We start from the raw sequence: 15,053 nt of genomic DNA on the forward strand, positions 1-15,053 counted from the left end.
GCTATGGCTGATAATATTGGAAATAAGGCTGCCCACAACTATTATCTGGACGTTCCCGTCGCCCAGGAGGGCTTCTTTGTCAAGGGAGCCGCCCACAGCGATTGGGGCCTGAAAAATCGTCTGGCCCGCCTGTTCAATCCCGCTTCCGGCAACACGGTCATGCTGGCCTTTGACCACGGCTATATCATGGGCCCCACCGCCGGACTGGAGCGCATCGATCTGGTCATCCCCCCTCTCATTCCCTACGTGGATGTCCTCATGGGCACTAAGGGGGTCATCCGCTCCTGCATCTCCCCCGCCGCCCGGGTGGCCAAGTGTGTCCGGGTAACCTACGACACCACCGTTCTCTTTGACGAGATGTCCAACGGGGGCGGCATTGCCTGCGATGTGGAAAATGCCATCCGCATGAACGCCGACTGCATGGCGGTACAGACCTTTATCGGCGCCCCCGGCGAGTCCCGCTCCCTGGAGCTGCTCTCCCGCACCGCCGACGCAGGCACCAAATACGGCATTCCCACCCTGGGCGTGGTTGCCGTGGGCAAGCAGATGGAGCGAACCGAAAAATTCTTCCAACTGGCCACCCGGGTGCTGGCCGAAAACGGGGCCAACCTGGTCAAGAGCTACTACTGCGAGGGGTTTGAGCATGTAGCGGCCGCCTGCCCGGTGCCCATCGTCATCGCCGGCGGCAAGAAGCTGCCGGAGGCCGAAGCCCTGGAGATGGCCTACCGCGCCATCCAGGAGGGCGCCCACGGTGTGGATATGGGCCGGAACATCTTCCAGTCCGACTCCCCCGCCGGTATGGCTCAGGCCATCGGGAAAATCGTCCACGAGGGCTTCACCCCCAAGCAGGCCCTGGAGGTCTATGAGACGGTCAAGCACCAGTCCTAATCTGTGTCCGGTTCAAACCGGCAACCAAACATAAAGGAGGAGCTTCCATGTCCGCTGAATACATGCACATCGGCATCCCCGTCACCAACCGCAAGCCCAACATGACCTACAATGAAGGGGCCAAGTTCTGGGTGAGCAACGTAGACGACTACGACTACAAGATCGAATATCTGAAATTTGAGGAGGGCACCCCCTTCCCCGAGGAGATCCACCGCAATCCTCACGTGGCCTACAAGGTGGATAATCTGGAAAAGTACATTGCCGACGCCGACCGCGTGATCTGCGGCCCCATGCCCGCCAACGACAAAGACCGCCTGGCCTTTGTCTGGAAGGACGGCGCCATTCTTGAGCTGTATGAAGCCAACTGATCTCTTGCCAACATAAAATGCCCAGGTCTCCGGTGGCACTCCATCGGAGACCTGGGCATTTTTCGTCGCCAATCAGCAAGTGCAGGGGACCAGTCCCAGTTCCTGGAACAGCGGTCCATAGAAATGACGCACCATGGCCTCTTTCCGTCCGTTGGTTCCATACTCCTCCCACATGGGCTCCCGGTCCGGGTCGGCTTCCAGGGGATAATTGCGGGCAAAAAACTCCAGGGTCAGGGGCTCATGCTGCTCCTGGGCCGCTTTTCTCAGCCGCTGAGCCCCGTCCTGGGCCATGCGCTCCAGCCCCTGACATACCGCCTGCATCCCCGGCTCCCCCAGCTGGTCCAGGGCAGCGGCGGCAATATGGGCATAGAGCTTGAGAAACAGGGTGGCAAACCCGCTCTTCCCGTAGGCTCCCGGCAGCTCCCGGGCAGGGCCGGAGTAGTCGGGATCATATTCCGCAAAGCAAACTGGCTTAAGTTCCTCCGGCAGGTTCTCCGGGCGGAGGAACACATTAAATGCGCACCACTGATCCTCGGGCTGGGTCAGGGTCTTGGCCAGATTCACCTTGGTATAGCCGTAGGCATAGTGGCCGTAGCAGGCGCTATGGAACTCCTCGCAGTAGATGCGGCCGATATCCTGCGCGCCGTACTCCTTCCAAAGGTCTGCCATTGGGCAATAATCGGTGCGGGACACCCGCTCCTGGGGATTGAGGGAGATCCGCTCCTTCTTGTACCGGGGGTCGGGGGGCAGGTCGGGTCCCACCGTGAACAGGCTGAGCATATTGACCTTTACATTCGCCCCCAGGTGCTTCTTCCGCAGCGTCTCTCCCCGGTCCCGGCCAAACCGCCTGGTACCCTCCCGCAGGGCCCGTTCCCCCTCCAGGCAAAATTGTTCCAGCAGGGCTTGGCCCAAAAAAGAATATAATAGTGTAAAGCTATCCGCTAAATTTATGATTTCTAACTCTTCCTGGCTGTACATAAAACTGCCCTCATTCCTGCTGCCCAAAAGCAGCTCTCATCTCTTCCACCACACCGTCCAAATCCACATCCGGGTCCATCCGTCCCTTCTGCTGGGGAAATTCCCGATGCAGGCCTTCTAAAAACGCATCCAGTCCCTGACGCAGCGCCTCTGACGCCTCCGCCCCCTGCCTCTCCACGGCCCGCAAAAGCCCGCGGTACAGCCCCAGCATGTTTTCCCACACATGGGGCTCGCAAACGGCCGTCCCTTCCTGTGCAAACTCCTCCTGCTGCCGGGGCGTCATGTTGGCCAGCCGGTAATAAAAGGACAGCACACAGCAGTGGTCCCGGGGATAGGTCAGAGCATTGGACACATTGGCCTGGCCCACCCCGTCGGTGTATCCCTTCATCAGACCATGGGCATACTCCTCACAGTACAAGGAACCGGCAAAGCTGCCGTCCCGTGCCGCCCACAGCTCTGCCAAGGGGCAGCTGTGGACCTCCATCAGCTGCGCCTGCTTTTCGTCCCGGCGGCTGAGTCGGTCAAACCGCTTGTCACTGCCGCAGCAAGGCTGGGCGGCGAAGAGGTTTTGCAGATGGATGCCCATCCCGCCCTCCACTTGGCGCAGCCGGAGCTGCGTTCCCTTCTCCCGGGCGTACTCCTCTACTCCCTGGCGGATGACACGTTCTCCCTTCGCCCTGTCCCACCGCAGCAGCGCGGCAGACAGCTCTGCGTACAGCATTCCAAAGCAGTCAAACTGAACTTGCCCGTTGAATTGCTCCAGCATATCTCTTTTCGACTCCTTTTTCTCAAAACCCCATATAGACCTGGCACCGTACCCACACAGCCTAACCGGTGTCTGTGCTTCTTTTCTTATTATAGGAAAGGACGACAAAAAGTGCAAGGGAACACCATAAAATTCCCCGCTACTATAGCAATAAGTTCAGTTGTTTCTGCTTTGATAAAATTTTTTAGAAATACAGAAAATTCTTGCGTAGGGGCTTTTCTGCGCATATACTGTTCATGTGACATCTTTCAATGATCGGAAACACCCATCGTTTGAGAACAGGTTTGGGGAAGACCTGAAACCATGGGAGAGCATGCCTGATACCGGCATGGCTTCACAAAGGAGGCAGTTTATGAAAATCGTTGTGATTGGCGGCGTGGCCGCAGGCACCAAAGCGGCGGCCAAACTAAAGCGGGAGCAGCCGGAAGCCGAGGTAATCCTTTATTCCAAGGGCCCGGACATTTCCTACGCCGGCTGCGGACTGCCCTACTACCTCAGCGACGAGATTGCAACCCGTGACGAGTTGATTGTCAATACCCCTCAAAAATATGCCGGGCTGACCGGCGTACAGGTATTTACCGGACAGCAGGCCGTGGCTATGGATGCCAGCGCCAAGACAGTGACGCTGCAGGATGTGGCCACCGGGGCTGAGCTGACCCAGACCTATGACAAGCTGATTCTGGCTGTGGGCGCTGAGCCCTTTGTCCCCAATGTGCCCGGCACCCAGCTGCCCGGCGTATTTAAAATGCGCACACCCGACGATGCCATCGCTGCCCGCCGCTGGGCGGAGGCCAACAACTGCACCCGGGCTGTGGTGGTAGGCGGCGGCTTCATTGGCCTGGAGGTTGCAGAAAATCTGATGGCCAGAGGCATGTCCGTCACTGTGGTGGACATGGCTCCCCAGCTGATGCCCAACATTTTCGACCCCGAGATGGCCGGCTATGCAAAGCGGCAGCTTCAGGCCAAGGGCATGCGGGTTCTCACCGGCACCGCCCTCAAGGGAATCAACGGCACAGACAAGGCCTCCGGCATCTCCACCGACGCCGGGGACATCTCCGCTGACCTGGTGGTGCTGGCCATCGGCATCCGCCCCGCCACCGGATTTTTGCAGGACTCCGGACTAGATATGTTCAAGGGCACCATTCGGGTGGACGACAAGCAGCAGACCAACTTGCCCGACGTCTATGCGGTGGGCGACTGCGCCATGGTATTCAACGCCCTGACTAAGGCTCCCCAGTGGTCGGCTATGGGCTCCACCGCCAACATCACCGGCCGCTGCCTGGCCCGCAACCTCAGCGGCCATGAGGCCCTGTACGGCGGCTGTCTGGGCACCGGTGTGGTCCGCCTCATGGAGGGGCTCAACGCCGGACGCACCGGTTTGACCGAGGAACAGGCCAAGCAGGCCGGCTATGACCCGGCCACCGTCCTGTGCGTCACCGACGACAAGGCCCACTACTACCCCGGCGCCGGCAGCTTTATCACCAAGCTGATTGCCGACCGTGGCAGCCACAAGCTGCTGGGCATCCAGGTCTTGGGCCCCGGCGCGGTGGACAAGATGGTGGACATCGCCGTCACCGGCATTGCCATGGGCGCCAAGGTGGAGGACTTCGACACCCTGGACTTTGCCTATGCGCCCCCCTTCTCCACCGCCATCCACCCCTTTGTCCAGGCCTGCTATATCCTGGAAAACAAGCTCTCCGGCGCCTTCGAGACCTTTACCCCCGCCCAGTACGCCGCCGGCGCTGCCGAGGGCTATCAGGTGCTGGATGTTCAGCCCCAGCCCGCCATTCCCGGCGCCCGCTGGATCGATCTGGCCCAGGTCAAGGGCCCCATTGACGGCCTGGCTCCCGACGCCAAGCTCCTGCTGGTGTGCGCCAAGGGAAAGCGGGGCTATTTCCTGCAAAACCGTCTGAAGTCCTACGGCTACACCAACACCCGGGTACTGGAGGGCGGTGCCACCTTCAACAAAGTGAAGGTGGCGGTTAATGCCGTTCTGACCCCCGAAGAGATCAAGCGGGTCAAGGGACTGGGCTGCCTGCAGGATAAGCGCTATCCCGACGTATTTAACGTGCGGGTCATCACCCGCAACGGTAAGATCACCGCCCAGGAGCAGCGGGCTATTGCCCAGGCCGCCGAGAAGTACGGCTCCGGCGAGGTCACTATGACCACCCGCCTGACCCTGGAAATCCAGGGCGTGCCCTATGCCAATTTGGAGCACCTGATGGCCGAGCTGGACCAGGCCGGGCTCAAGACCGGCGGTACCGGCTCCCTGGTGCGCCCCGTGGTGGCCTGCAAGGGCACCACCTGCCAGTATGGCCTGCTGGACTCCTTCGGTCTGAGCGAGAAGCTCCACCAGCGCTTCTATGTGGGCTACCACAACGTCACGCTGCCCCATAAGTTCAAGATCGCGGTGGGCGGCTGTCCCAACAACTGCGTCAAACCCGACCTGAACGACCTGGGTATTGTGGGTCAGCGGGTGCCCATGGCAGACCTGACCAAGTGCCGGGGCTGCGCCAAGTGCCAGGTGGAAATGGCCTGTCCCATCCACGTGGCCAAGGTACAGGACGGTCTGCTGCACATTGACCCCGAAATCTGCAATCACTGCGGCCGCTGCAAGGGCAAGTGCCCCTTCGGCGTCACTGAGGAGTTTACCGACGGCTACAAGATCTACTTGGGCGGCCGTTGGGGCAAGCGCATCGCCCACGGCCATCCCTTGGACAAGATCTTCACTTCCGAGGAAGAAGTGCTGGATATGGTGGAGCGCGCCATCCTCCTCTTCCGCAACGAGGGCAAGACCGGCGAGCGTTTTGCCGACACCATCGACCGTCTGGGCTTTGACTACGTCCAGAACAAGCTGCTCCATGAGGGTGTAGACAAGTCCGCCATCCTCAACAAACAGGTAACGGGCGGCGCCACCTGCTAAAACCCGCTGTCGCAGCTAAATCAGAACAAACCCAACCAAAGCACGACGGATCTGCCGGACCGCAAGACGGAAAAGGGCCTTAAAATGATCCCTGCTTTTACCAGCAGGGGTGAGGTATGCCTTTTTTGCCGGGCGGTCCGGCCTCTTTTGGGCAAGGCGGCCCCAACCCATGGGTTTGAGAAAGGAAGCGAACATGAAACACCTATACGCCTTGGCCCTGGTAACGGCTCTGCTGCTGTGCGCCTGCACCACCGGCGGAGAAAGCTCCCAGGTCCCCTCCTCCCATTCCTCCCAGGGGGTAAGCTCCTCCTCCCCCACCCAGGCCATTACCATTGTGGATGACCTGGGCCGGACGGTGACGGTGGAAGAGCGCCCCCAGCGGGTGGCGGCTCTGATCGGCAGCTTTGCCGACGTCTGGTGTCTGGCAGGGGGGGCGGACACCCTGGCCGCCACCGCCAATGACGCCTGGACCTCCTTCGAGGGGCTGCCTCTGGATGGGGTGGTCAATCTGGGGGCATCCAAGGACCTGAGCCTGGAGACCTTGATTGCATCGGAGCCGGATCTGATCGTGGCCAGCTGCAACACCGCTCTGGATCTGGAGCTGCTTCCCACCTTTGAGAAAATGGGGATTCCCGCCGCTTATTTTGAGGTCAGCACCTTTGAACAGTACCTGTCTATGCTGGAGCGCTGCACCCTCCTTACCGGCGATGCCCAGGCCTACGAAGAAAACGGCATGGCCGTCCGTCAGCAGGTGGAGGACGCTATTGCCCGGGTCGACGGGTCTGCGCCCACCGTGCTGTATATCCGGGTCTCCAGCTCGGGCTGTAAGGTGAAAAACAGTCAGGACAACGTGCTGGGAGAGATGCTCGCCGCCCTGGGTTGCGTAAACATCGCCGACCAGGAGGACTCCCTGCTGGAGGATTTGAGCATGGAGGTCATTATGGAGGAGGACCCGGACTACATTTTTCTGGTCTATCAAAGCGCCGACCCCTCGGTGGCCCAGGCGGTGGCCGACGAGATGCTGCGGTCCAACCCGGCCTGGGGGACCTTACGGGCCGTTCAGGAGGGACGGTGCTATGTGATGGAGCAGAGCCTGTATAACCTAAAGCCGAATGCGCGCTGGGGGCAAGCCTATGAACAGCTGGCGGATATCTTATACCCGGCTGCGTGAGCACCCGGGACGGGCCGCGGCAGTGCTGGCAGTCGTTACGGTCCTTTTAGCGGTGTGCAGCCTCTGTCTGGGCGCCGTGGAGCTTCACCCCGTTCAGGTTTTCACCGCCTTGTGGCGGCCAGGCACCGGTGATGTGGCCACCCATGTGGTCCTCTATTCCCGTTTGCCCCGCACCTGCGGCAGTCTGCTGGCCGGGTCTGCCCTGGCGGTGGCCGGGGTGCTGATCCAAACGGTCCTGGCTAATCCCCTGGCCGCCCCCCATATCATCGGCGTCAATTCCGGCGCCGCCCTGGGGGTGACCCTATGCTGCGCCCTCCTTCCCGCCACCTCCCTCCAGCCCCTGGCTGCCTTTGCCGGTGCGATGGCTGGAGTGCTGCTGGTGCTCCTCTTCGCGGAAGCCACCGGTGCTTCCCGGATCACCCTGGTACTGGCCGGAGTGGCCATCTCCAGCATTTTCAGTGCCTTGATCGATGCGGTTATTACCTTTTATCCCGATGCTCTCATGGGATATTCCGATTTCCGCATGGGCGGGCTGGATGGGGTCACCATGGACAAGCTGGCTCCGGCCGCCCTGCTCATTGCCCTCAGTTTGGCCGCCGTTCTGGGCCTGACCGGCCTTTTGGACATTCTGGCCCTTGGGCCAGAGACCGCCCAGAGCCTGGGCGTGTCGGTTCGTCCCGTCCGTTTCGTGTTCCTGACCCTGGCTTCCGCTCTGGCCGGGGCGGCCGTCAGCTTCTGTGGGCTGGTGGGCTTTGTTGGGCTGCTGGTTCCCCATGCCGTGCGCTCTGTTGTGGGGGAGGACAGCCGCCCGCTGGTGGTCTGTTCCGCTCTGGGGGGAGCCTCCCTCATGACCCTGTGCGACCTGTTGGCCCGGTTGGTCGCTGCCCCCTTCGAGCTGCCGGTGGGAACCATTCTCAGCATTGTAGGCGGTCCCTTTTTCCTGTACCTTTTAATTCGACAGCGAGGAGGTCGCACCCATGATTGAGCTTTGCGGCGTGGAGGCCGGCTACCACCGCCATCCCGTGCTCCAAGGCATCGACCTGCAGTTTTGTCCCGGTGAGGTCCTGGTGCTGGCCGGCCCCAACGGCAGCGGGAAAAGCACTCTTCTGCGAGCAGCCCTGGGTCTTCTTCCCTGTCAGAAGGGGGACGTCCTCTATGATGGTGTCCCGCTCAGCAGTCTGACGCCCCGTCAGGTGGCCCTTCAGGCCGCTTTTCTCTCCCAGAGCCGGACAGTACCCAACATTACCGCCCGCCGTATGGTGCTCCATGGCCGGTTTCCCCACCTGTCCTATCCCCGCCACTACCGCCCCGAGGACCACCGCATAGTTCAGCAGGCTCTGGAAGAGGTGGACGCCGCCGATCTGGCCGACCGCTGCGTGGCAGAGCTCAGCGGCGGGCAACGGCAAAAGGTATACCTTGCCATGGCCATCGCCCAGCAGACACCCACCATACTGATGGATGAGCCCACCACATTTTTGGACATTGCCCACCAACTGGGGACAATGCGGCTGGCCCAACGTCTGGCCCGCAGCGGAAAGGCCGTGGGAATGGTGCTGCACGACCTTCCTCTGGCCCTGTCGGTGGCCCAGCGGCTGGCCATTCTGGAGAAAGGACAGCTGGTTTGCACCGGGACGCCGGAGGAGATCTATCAAAGCGGCATCTTAGAACGAGTATTTGGTGTCCGGCAGGGACGGGCCCAAACCGAAGATGGCTGGCAGTACTACTGCCAGCCGTTGGAGAAGGAGGAAGGTTAATGGCCTGGTTTCCATTTTTTGTCTCCCTGGAGGGTGCCTCCGGCCTACTGGTGGGAGGCGGCCGGGTGGCCCTGCGGAAGGTGGAAAAATTGCTCAGCTATGGTCCCCATCTCACCGTGATTGCCCCAGACATATGCCCGGAGCTGGAGCAGTTGGCCACTACCTCCCCAGTGACGCTGCAGCGCCGCCCCTTCGAGGAGTATGACCTGGATCAAGAGCTTATTTTTGTGATTGCCGCCACCGGGGACCGGGAGTTGAATCATCGCATTGCGCAGCTCTGCCGCCAGCGCCGGATTTTGGTCAACGTGGTAGACGACCTCCAGGCCTGCGACTTTCTGTTTCCCGCTCTGGTCCAGCGTGGACGGCTGTCTGTGGGCATCTCCACCGGAGGAGCCAGCCCCAGCGCTGCCATCTGGCTGAAAGAAGCCATTGAACGGCTTTTGCCCGAAAATTTTGCCGGGCTATTAGACCGGTTGGCCAACCGCCGGGCCGCGCAGAAGGCGGAATGGGAAGATGCCGCAGGCCGGGAAGCTGCATTCCGGCGGGAATTTCAGCAGGAACTAGCCGCCTCAGGGCAGGAGTCTTCCCCCCACACCGCGGGGCGGGTGGCCCTGGTGGGGGCGGGATGCGGAAAAGCGGATCTCATCACCCTGCGGGGGCTGCGCCTGCTAAACCAGTGCAAGGCTGTGGTCTACGATGATCTCATTGACGCAGAGCTGCTCCAACAGGTGCCATCCCACGCCCAGCGAGTCTATGTGGGCAAGCGCAGCGGACGACAGGGGGTGACCCAGGAGGAGATCAACCAACTGCTCATCGATCTGGCTCAAAAGGACGGCCTGGTGGTGCGTCTCAAAGGCGGAGACCCCTTTGTTTTCGGGCGGGGTGGCGAGGAAATTCTGGCTCTACAGCAGGCTGGCGTTGACTTTGAAGTGGTACCTGGTATTTCCTCGGCCATTGCCATTCCCGCTGAGGCGGGTATTCCGGTCACCCATCGCGCTATGAGCCGCTCCCTTCACATTATCACTGCCCACACCCTCCCGGGAGAACAGCCAGATTTTCGCCGCTATGGGGCCTTGGACGGCACCCTCGTTTTCCTCATGGGGCTACAGCGCCTATCTGAGATCGCTCAGGGCCTGATGGATGGCGGCATGGATGGCAGTACCCCGGTAGCTGTGATCAGCGGAGGCAACGCCCCCCACTGTGCCGCGGTACGCGCTCCCCTGTCCGGTATTGCGTCAGCAGCTCGCCAAGCCGAAATACAGCCTCCCGCCGTCATCGTTGTAGGTGAGACGGCAGCTCTGAATTTGACAGCCACCTTCAAGACATTACCTGTTCCCATTCCTCTCTTCACCGAGACCGATTTGTTCTAAGATGACCTTTCTCTCTCCTTGACGCCACTATTGAACTGATCAGGGAGAGCTGGCTGGATCTACCTTCCTCTTTACCAAGGCTCAGAAGGCTTTTGATTTTGTGGATTTCGTTTCCTCTATTCGGCAGAGTTCCCTTATCTTTAATAGGTAACGGATACAGACATGCCCTGTTATTCCAAACCGGAACATGATCTGATCCTCTAGCCGCAGCCTAAATAAACGCAACATATTATCCGATTGAGATAATACGTTGCGTTTATATTTTATACAATTGGACTGCCCTGCAAAGGCGGGAGTGGCATTTCGAAATCAGCCTTTTTCTCCCCTTCTCCCTCCTTTGATTACACCATAGACAGATCGTCGTCCTTCATACACAGATGGACAGCACCGATTTTGAAGGTCTGCGGCAGGGCCAGAATATTGGGGTTGGGACCGACAAACTTCTTTTTGGCGTCCTCCAGAGCCTCCTCGAAGGTAGCCCGGGTCTTCAGTCCCATGCTGCGGGCAATGCCTGGTTCCTGAGCTCCCACAATATAGATGGCACTGATGTTCATCTCGGCGACGTGGCTGCAGGCCATCATGGAGAAGCCGTGAAAGGGGTGGAAGGCATTGGCAAAACGGTACTTGCGGATGCACTCCTCGTTGGTGGCAAAGTATTCCCCATACCGGTTCATGTCAGGCAGGGTCTGCACCATCTGGATGGGGTTGGTACCCATGCCGTTGCCGTATCCTGAATGATCCCAGTGACAGCTTTGCCAAACCCGAAACCAGAAATAAGGTTTGGAAAATCGTGGAAACCTATAACTATGTTCCAAACGCCGCTGCACGCAATTTAAAATCCCGAGCCCCGCAAAAATCATCCTTTTCCATCGCCTGCTTCGTCTCCCACACCAGAAATTCAAACGAAAACCCCTTTTTCTCTCAGATGACCCGCTCCATCGAACAGGCCGCCGTGCAAAGGGGCTTTACACTGTCCTTTTATTTCACAAACTTTACCACTGAGGACCCCTATATCTTAGAACAGGTCCGCAGCCTCAATGTCAATGGGGCCGTATGTATCGGCCGTTTCCAAGACAAAAATGCCCTGGATTTTTTGAAAAAGCAGTTTAAAAACATCGTTTACGTTGCTCTATCTTCTGTGGATACCCAAATGGACCAGGTTATTTGTGACGGATATCAAGCCGCATTGTCCGCCATGAACTATCTGGTGGAAAAGGGACACCGTTCCATTGCATACATAGGAAGCGGACTGACGGAACGCCGCTTCCGGGCATACCAGGCCGCGATACAAACCCATAAGCTCCCCCACTCCTCCTCCATGATCTGCTTTTGTGAATACGATGGATTCAGCGGACACCAAGCCGCCGAACGCCTCCTAAGGCAAAACAAAACCCTCCCATCCGCCATTTTTTGCGCCAATGACAACACCGCAATTGCCGTTATGCGCTGCCTTCAGGAGCACAACATTCGCATTCCCCAAGATATCTCTCTTATGAGCATTGATGATGTTACTATGTCTGGTATGGTCACCCCCGCATTGACCACGATCCATGTGCCTAAGGAAGAGATGGGACAGGTGGCCATTGAAGTGTTGGAAAGCCGTCTCATTAAGCGCCACTCCATTCCTTTAAAGAGCGAGCTGCCTTATAAAATTGTCGTGCGTGAAACTGTGAAGAAGCTATAAAAGCGAGGCGTCTCCCAAGATGGAAGACGCCTCGCTTCTGCTCTATGTTATAAATTTCTCTGCCTGTTCAAAATCAGCTGTACCGCCTGGTATAGCTCTCTCTTGCGCTGGGTAAAAAAGGAAAAATATGCCTGACAGTAATAATTGAGATCAATTTCTCCCCCTTCCAACACTTCCCGGTCTCTCCGGCACCCATTTCTGCAAATGGGACAGACCGGACACTCCTTACAACGCTGAGGAACCCGGTGGGATTGTTCCACAAATCTGCGGGCTACTTCCGACCGTTCCATCTCTTCCAAGGGCTGCTTCCCCACCGTTCCCAGACGCCATTCATCCAACACGTAAAAATCACAGGGGTAAACGCCCCCATCCCCTTCTATGACAAATTGTATGGAGCAGCGCCCCGACATGTTACACGCTTCCGGAGGATTCCCCATCAGCATGGATACCCAGTTATCAATATGGCGGACGCTGACATAATGCCCCTTTTTCAGGTCTTGGAACCACAAATCAAAGATTTGTATCAGAAAATCTCCATATTCTTCCGCGGACAAATGGTAGGGTTCCAATCCCCGCTGCTGATCCAGGGGCTCAAGGCAGGGGATAAATTGCAGCCATTGGAATCTTTGCTTTTTAAAAAACTGATATATTTTTTGGATAGACCGGGCATTTTTCCCTGTAACCACACAGAGAATATTATAGTCCACATGGAATTTCTCTAGAATTTGAACGCTTCGCATCACTCGGCTCCAGCTCCCTTTCCCATCCGGAAAGGTCCGGTTTCGATCATGGAGCTCTGCCGGACCGTCCAGAGACAGCCCCACCAGAAAATGGTGCTTGGCAAAAAACTCTGCCCACGCTTTGTCCACACAAATTCCATTGGTCTGAATGGCATTGTGGATTTCCACCCCCGGGCGGCGATATCGTTCCTCCAATTTAACCACCCGTTGATAAAAATCCAGCCCCGCCAACGTCGGCTCTCCGCCTTGAAACGCAAAGGAACAGCTGCCCTCCGCATATTCCATCGCTGATGCAATCACGGTTTCCATCATTTCAAGGGAAAGCATTCCTTCGTAGCTTTTTTCCCGGTGATTGGCCACATCCCGGTAGAAACAGTACTTGCATTGCAAGTTGCAGGCCGAGGACGCAGGTTTGATTAAAATACTTACCGCAGGCACACAACCATCTCCCCATCCCTGTCCGTCCAAACAGGTCATACGCAAAAATTGATATTATTATAATAGAGTTCCATCTCCATAATCAAGCACCGTTTTAAAATAGAGAACATAATCTCTTTCCCGCCGCCATAACCCACCGTTCCAGAGCCATTGGGCAGCTGTACCGAACTGTCATTTTCTCTCCCGGCCCATCATCCTCGCACAAAACAACCCCCCAGCTCTCCGACAAGCCAGGGGGTTGCAAAAAACAGGAAGCCGCGGTGTCACACAAAAATGGATTTATCCTATTCCGACCATCCGCTCCTACCACCAAAGGAAAGCTGCCTTCCCGATTATCCAGGGAAGCTGGGAGCGCGTCTGGCTTTTGTGGCCTGTTCAAAGGCATAGGCAGCCCCAATCAGAAGCGGCTCACTAAAGGGACGTCCTACAAACGTCATGCCAAACGGCATACGGTCTGAACTATACCCGGCCGGCACCGTAATGGACGGATAGCCCGAAATGGGCGAGCAATCCGTGATGCCCGGGCAAATCAGGATATCCACATTGTAGTCTGTAAAAATCCGATCCAGACCTTTGTCTGAATCGGATTTTTGTTGTTTTTGTACTAAGTTTGTTATGGATGGACCAATTTGATCGCCTGGCTGGCAGCAATCAAAATCGGGTCGTATACCGGCGCCACAGGAGGCGCGTAGACCAGATCCAATTCATTTATTTGAGCCACCGTCATGCCGGCAGTAATGGCTGTCGCAAACACATTTACGCGCCCGGCCACGGTAGACCCGCCGATGACCTGGGCTCCTAACAGACGTCCGGAGCTCTGGTCCACCACAAGACAGATCTGCGTATCTGTCCCCCCCGGATAATAGGAGGCCCGGTCCCGCTTGCGGATGATGGTGGAAGCCACCTGATATCCCGCCGCACGGGCCTGTTCCTGGCTCAGTCCGGTAGCAGCAATGTAAAGCTGAAATACCTTTGTCACCATGGAACCCAACACGCCCGGGAAGGAGGCTTCCTCCCCAGCCAGGCTGCCGCCCGCCACACGCCCCTGCTTGTTAGCCGTGGTGCCCAGCGGCACATATACCGCTTCTCCCGTGATGAGATGCTTCATCTCCACACAGTCACCACAGGCCCAGATAGACGGATCGCTGGTACGTTGGTGCTCATCCACCACAATGCCGCCCTTGAATCCCAGCTTCAGCCCACAGGCTGCGGCCAGTTGGCTGGCAGGCCGGACTCCCACAGACGCCAGCACCCCATCCACAGGGATCTGTTCTCTCTGAGCGGTTTCAATCCCGGTGACCACCCCATCCGAGCCAAGGATACGGGACACCTCTGTGCCAATATGGAGATGGACCCCATTCTCCGCAAGAGTTTGTGCCACCACAGCAGAAAAGGATTCCTCCAAAAACGGAAGCAGACGAGGCAATTGCTCAAACACATGGACTTCCACTCCGGCCTGCGTCAATTCCTCCGCCATTTCCAGGCCAATGAATCCGCCGCCCAAAATAGCAATGTGTTTTTTCTGGGTAATGGCATCCTTGAGATAAATGCCGTCCTCCACCGTGCGCAGATAATATACCCCTTCCAAATCCATGCCAGGCAGGGGCAGACGGATGGGGGACGCGCCGGTGGCGATCACCAACTTGTCGTAGGGGCGCTGAAATTGGCGTCCGGACTCCAAATCGGTTACCGACACCACCTTATTCTCCCGGTCAATCGCCGTCACTTCATGGCGGGTATAGGTGGGGATCCCCCGCTTTTGGGACATTTCCTCAGGGAAAAGGGACACCAGCTCATTAGGGTCCTCGATCATGCCGCCCACAAAATAGGGCAAGCCACAGGCACCGTAGCTAATAAACCCGGTGCGCTCATAAACCTCGATTTCCAGGTCCGGGCGAACTCGCTTAGCCTTGGAGGCGGCGCTTAACCCAGCAGCCGTCCCTCCAATGACAACAACTTTTTCACCCATCGGT

Annotated in this window: 12 protein-coding genes and 1 pseudogene; 8 read left to right on the forward strand and 5 right to left on the reverse strand. The window is 58.0% G+C overall.

Annotation, left to right across the window (positions count from 1 at the left end; genetic code table 11):
• Positions 1-3: 3 nt before the first annotated feature.
• Entirely contained in the window at positions 4-888 is an 885-nt protein-coding gene (lsrF, locus tag B5E43_RS08230) for a 3-hydroxy-5-phosphonooxypentane-2,4-dione thiolase (RefSeq protein WP_087395659.1), read from the forward strand.
• A gap of 47 nt (positions 889-935) precedes the next feature.
• On the forward strand, positions 936-1,256 hold the full coding sequence (locus B5E43_RS08235) for a hypothetical protein (RefSeq protein ID WP_087395662.1): 321 nt from the start codon (positions 936-938) through the stop codon (positions 1,254-1,256).
• Positions 1,257-1,328: 72 nt separating this feature from the next.
• Here the strand turns inward: B5E43_RS08235 and B5E43_RS08240 are convergent, their stop codons facing one another.
• Both B5E43_RS08240 and B5E43_RS08245 read right to left on the reverse strand, forming a co-directional pair.
• Positions 1,329-2,168 (reverse strand): L-2-amino-thiazoline-4-carboxylic acid hydrolase, encoded by an 840-nt coding sequence (locus B5E43_RS08240; RefSeq protein WP_158099002.1) that lies wholly within the window; start codon positions 2,166-2,168, stop codon positions 1,329-1,331.
• Between the two features lie 76 nt (positions 2,169-2,244).
• The gene (locus B5E43_RS08245; protein ID WP_087395668.1) at positions 2,245-3,000 is read right to left on the reverse strand and encodes an L-2-amino-thiazoline-4-carboxylic acid hydrolase; all 756 of its coding nucleotides are present in this window, start codon (positions 2,998-3,000) and stop codon (positions 2,245-2,247) included.
• Between the two features lie 352 nt (positions 3,001-3,352).
• On the opposite strand from B5E43_RS08245, the gene B5E43_RS08250 reads away from it, so the two are divergent.
• The 5 genes from B5E43_RS08250 (at position 3,353) to cysG (ending at position 10,218) form a co-directional block, all read left to right on the forward strand.
• Complete coding sequence (locus tag B5E43_RS08250; protein WP_087395671.1) at positions 3,353-5,923, forward strand: FAD-dependent oxidoreductase; 2,571 nt, start codon at positions 3,353-3,355, stop codon at positions 5,921-5,923.
• 193 nt (positions 5,924-6,116) lie between these two features.
• Positions 6,117-7,094, forward strand: a complete 978-nt coding sequence (locus tag B5E43_RS08260) for an ABC transporter substrate-binding protein (RefSeq protein WP_087395677.1) — start codon at positions 6,117-6,119, stop codon at positions 7,092-7,094.
• Entirely contained in the window at positions 7,057-8,079 is a 1,023-nt protein-coding gene (locus tag B5E43_RS08265) for an iron ABC transporter permease (protein WP_087395679.1), read from the forward strand. The genes B5E43_RS08260 and B5E43_RS08265 overlap by 38 nt, the downstream gene beginning before the upstream one ends.
• Positions 8,072-8,848: an ABC transporter ATP-binding protein gene (locus B5E43_RS08270; protein WP_087395681.1), complete on the forward strand. Its 777-nt coding sequence runs from the start codon at positions 8,072-8,074 to the stop codon at positions 8,846-8,848. The genes B5E43_RS08265 and B5E43_RS08270 overlap by 8 nt, the downstream gene beginning before the upstream one ends.
• The gene (gene cysG / locus B5E43_RS08275; RefSeq protein ID WP_087395683.1) at positions 8,848-10,218 is read left to right on the forward strand and encodes a siroheme synthase CysG; all 1,371 of its coding nucleotides are present in this window, start codon (positions 8,848-8,850) and stop codon (positions 10,216-10,218) included. Before B5E43_RS08270 ends, cysG begins: the two co-directional genes overlap by 1 nt.
• A gap of 341 nt (positions 10,219-10,559) precedes the next feature.
• On the opposite strand, the pseudogene B5E43_RS08280 reads toward cysG, so the two are convergent.
• Positions 10,560-10,946, reverse strand: a pseudogene (locus B5E43_RS08280) (hypothetical protein); the annotation flags it as partial.
• 62 nt (positions 10,947-11,008) lie between these two features.
• On the opposite strand from B5E43_RS08280, the gene B5E43_RS08285 reads away from it, so the two are divergent.
• The gene (locus B5E43_RS08285; RefSeq protein WP_275533002.1) at positions 11,009-11,902 is read left to right on the forward strand and encodes a substrate-binding domain-containing protein; all 894 of its coding nucleotides are present in this window, start codon (positions 11,009-11,011) and stop codon (positions 11,900-11,902) included.
• Between the two features lie 47 nt (positions 11,903-11,949).
• Here B5E43_RS08285 and B5E43_RS08290 read toward each other — a convergent pair whose 3' ends face one another.
• Both B5E43_RS08290 and B5E43_RS08295 read right to left on the reverse strand, forming a co-directional pair.
• On the reverse strand, positions 11,950-13,119 hold the full coding sequence (locus B5E43_RS08290; RefSeq protein ID WP_242964772.1) for an anaerobic sulfatase maturase: 1,170 nt from the start codon (positions 13,117-13,119) through the stop codon (positions 11,950-11,952).
• A gap of 574 nt (positions 13,120-13,693) precedes the next feature.
• Complete coding sequence (locus tag B5E43_RS08295) at positions 13,694-15,049, reverse strand: FAD-dependent oxidoreductase (protein ID WP_087395691.1); 1,356 nt, start codon at positions 15,047-15,049, stop codon at positions 13,694-13,696.
• Positions 15,050-15,053 lie beyond the last annotated feature (4 nt).

This window comes from Flavonifractor sp. An100 (assembly GCF_002161175.1).
Lineage (GTDB): Bacteria > Bacillota > Clostridia > Oscillospirales > Oscillospiraceae > Lawsonibacter.

Excerpts from the sequence above, each read along its gene's own strand:
- B5E43_RS08295 (WP_087395691.1), bottom strand. The coding sequence starts at position 15,049 with ATGGGTGAAAAAGTTGTTGTCATTGGAGGGACGGCTGCTGGGTTAAGC.
- B5E43_RS08260 (WP_087395677.1), top strand. The coding sequence starts at position 6,117 with ATGAAACACCTATACGCCTTGGCCCTGGTAACGGCTCTGCTGCTGTGC.
- B5E43_RS08270 (WP_087395681.1), top strand. The coding sequence starts at position 8,072 with ATGATTGAGCTTTGCGGCGTGGAGGCCGGCTACCACCGCCATCCCGTG.
- B5E43_RS08290 (WP_242964772.1), bottom strand. The coding sequence starts at position 13,119 with ATGACCTGTTTGGACGGACAGGGATGGGGAGATGGTTGTGTGCCTGCG.
- B5E43_RS08245 (WP_087395668.1), bottom strand. The coding sequence starts at position 3,000 with ATGCTGGAGCAATTCAACGGGCAAGTTCAGTTTGACTGCTTTGGAATG.
- B5E43_RS08250 (WP_087395671.1), top strand. The coding sequence starts at position 3,353 with ATGAAAATCGTTGTGATTGGCGGCGTGGCCGCAGGCACCAAAGCGGCG.
- cysG (WP_087395683.1), top strand. The coding sequence starts at position 8,848 with ATGGCCTGGTTTCCATTTTTTGTCTCCCTGGAGGGTGCCTCCGGCCTA.
- B5E43_RS08235 (WP_087395662.1), top strand. The coding sequence starts at position 936 with ATGTCCGCTGAATACATGCACATCGGCATCCCCGTCACCAACCGCAAG.
- lsrF (WP_087395659.1), top strand. The coding sequence starts at position 4 with ATGGCTGATAATATTGGAAATAAGGCTGCCCACAACTATTATCTGGAC.
- B5E43_RS08265 (WP_087395679.1), top strand. The coding sequence starts at position 7,057 with ATGAACAGCTGGCGGATATCTTATACCCGGCTGCGTGAGCACCCGGGA.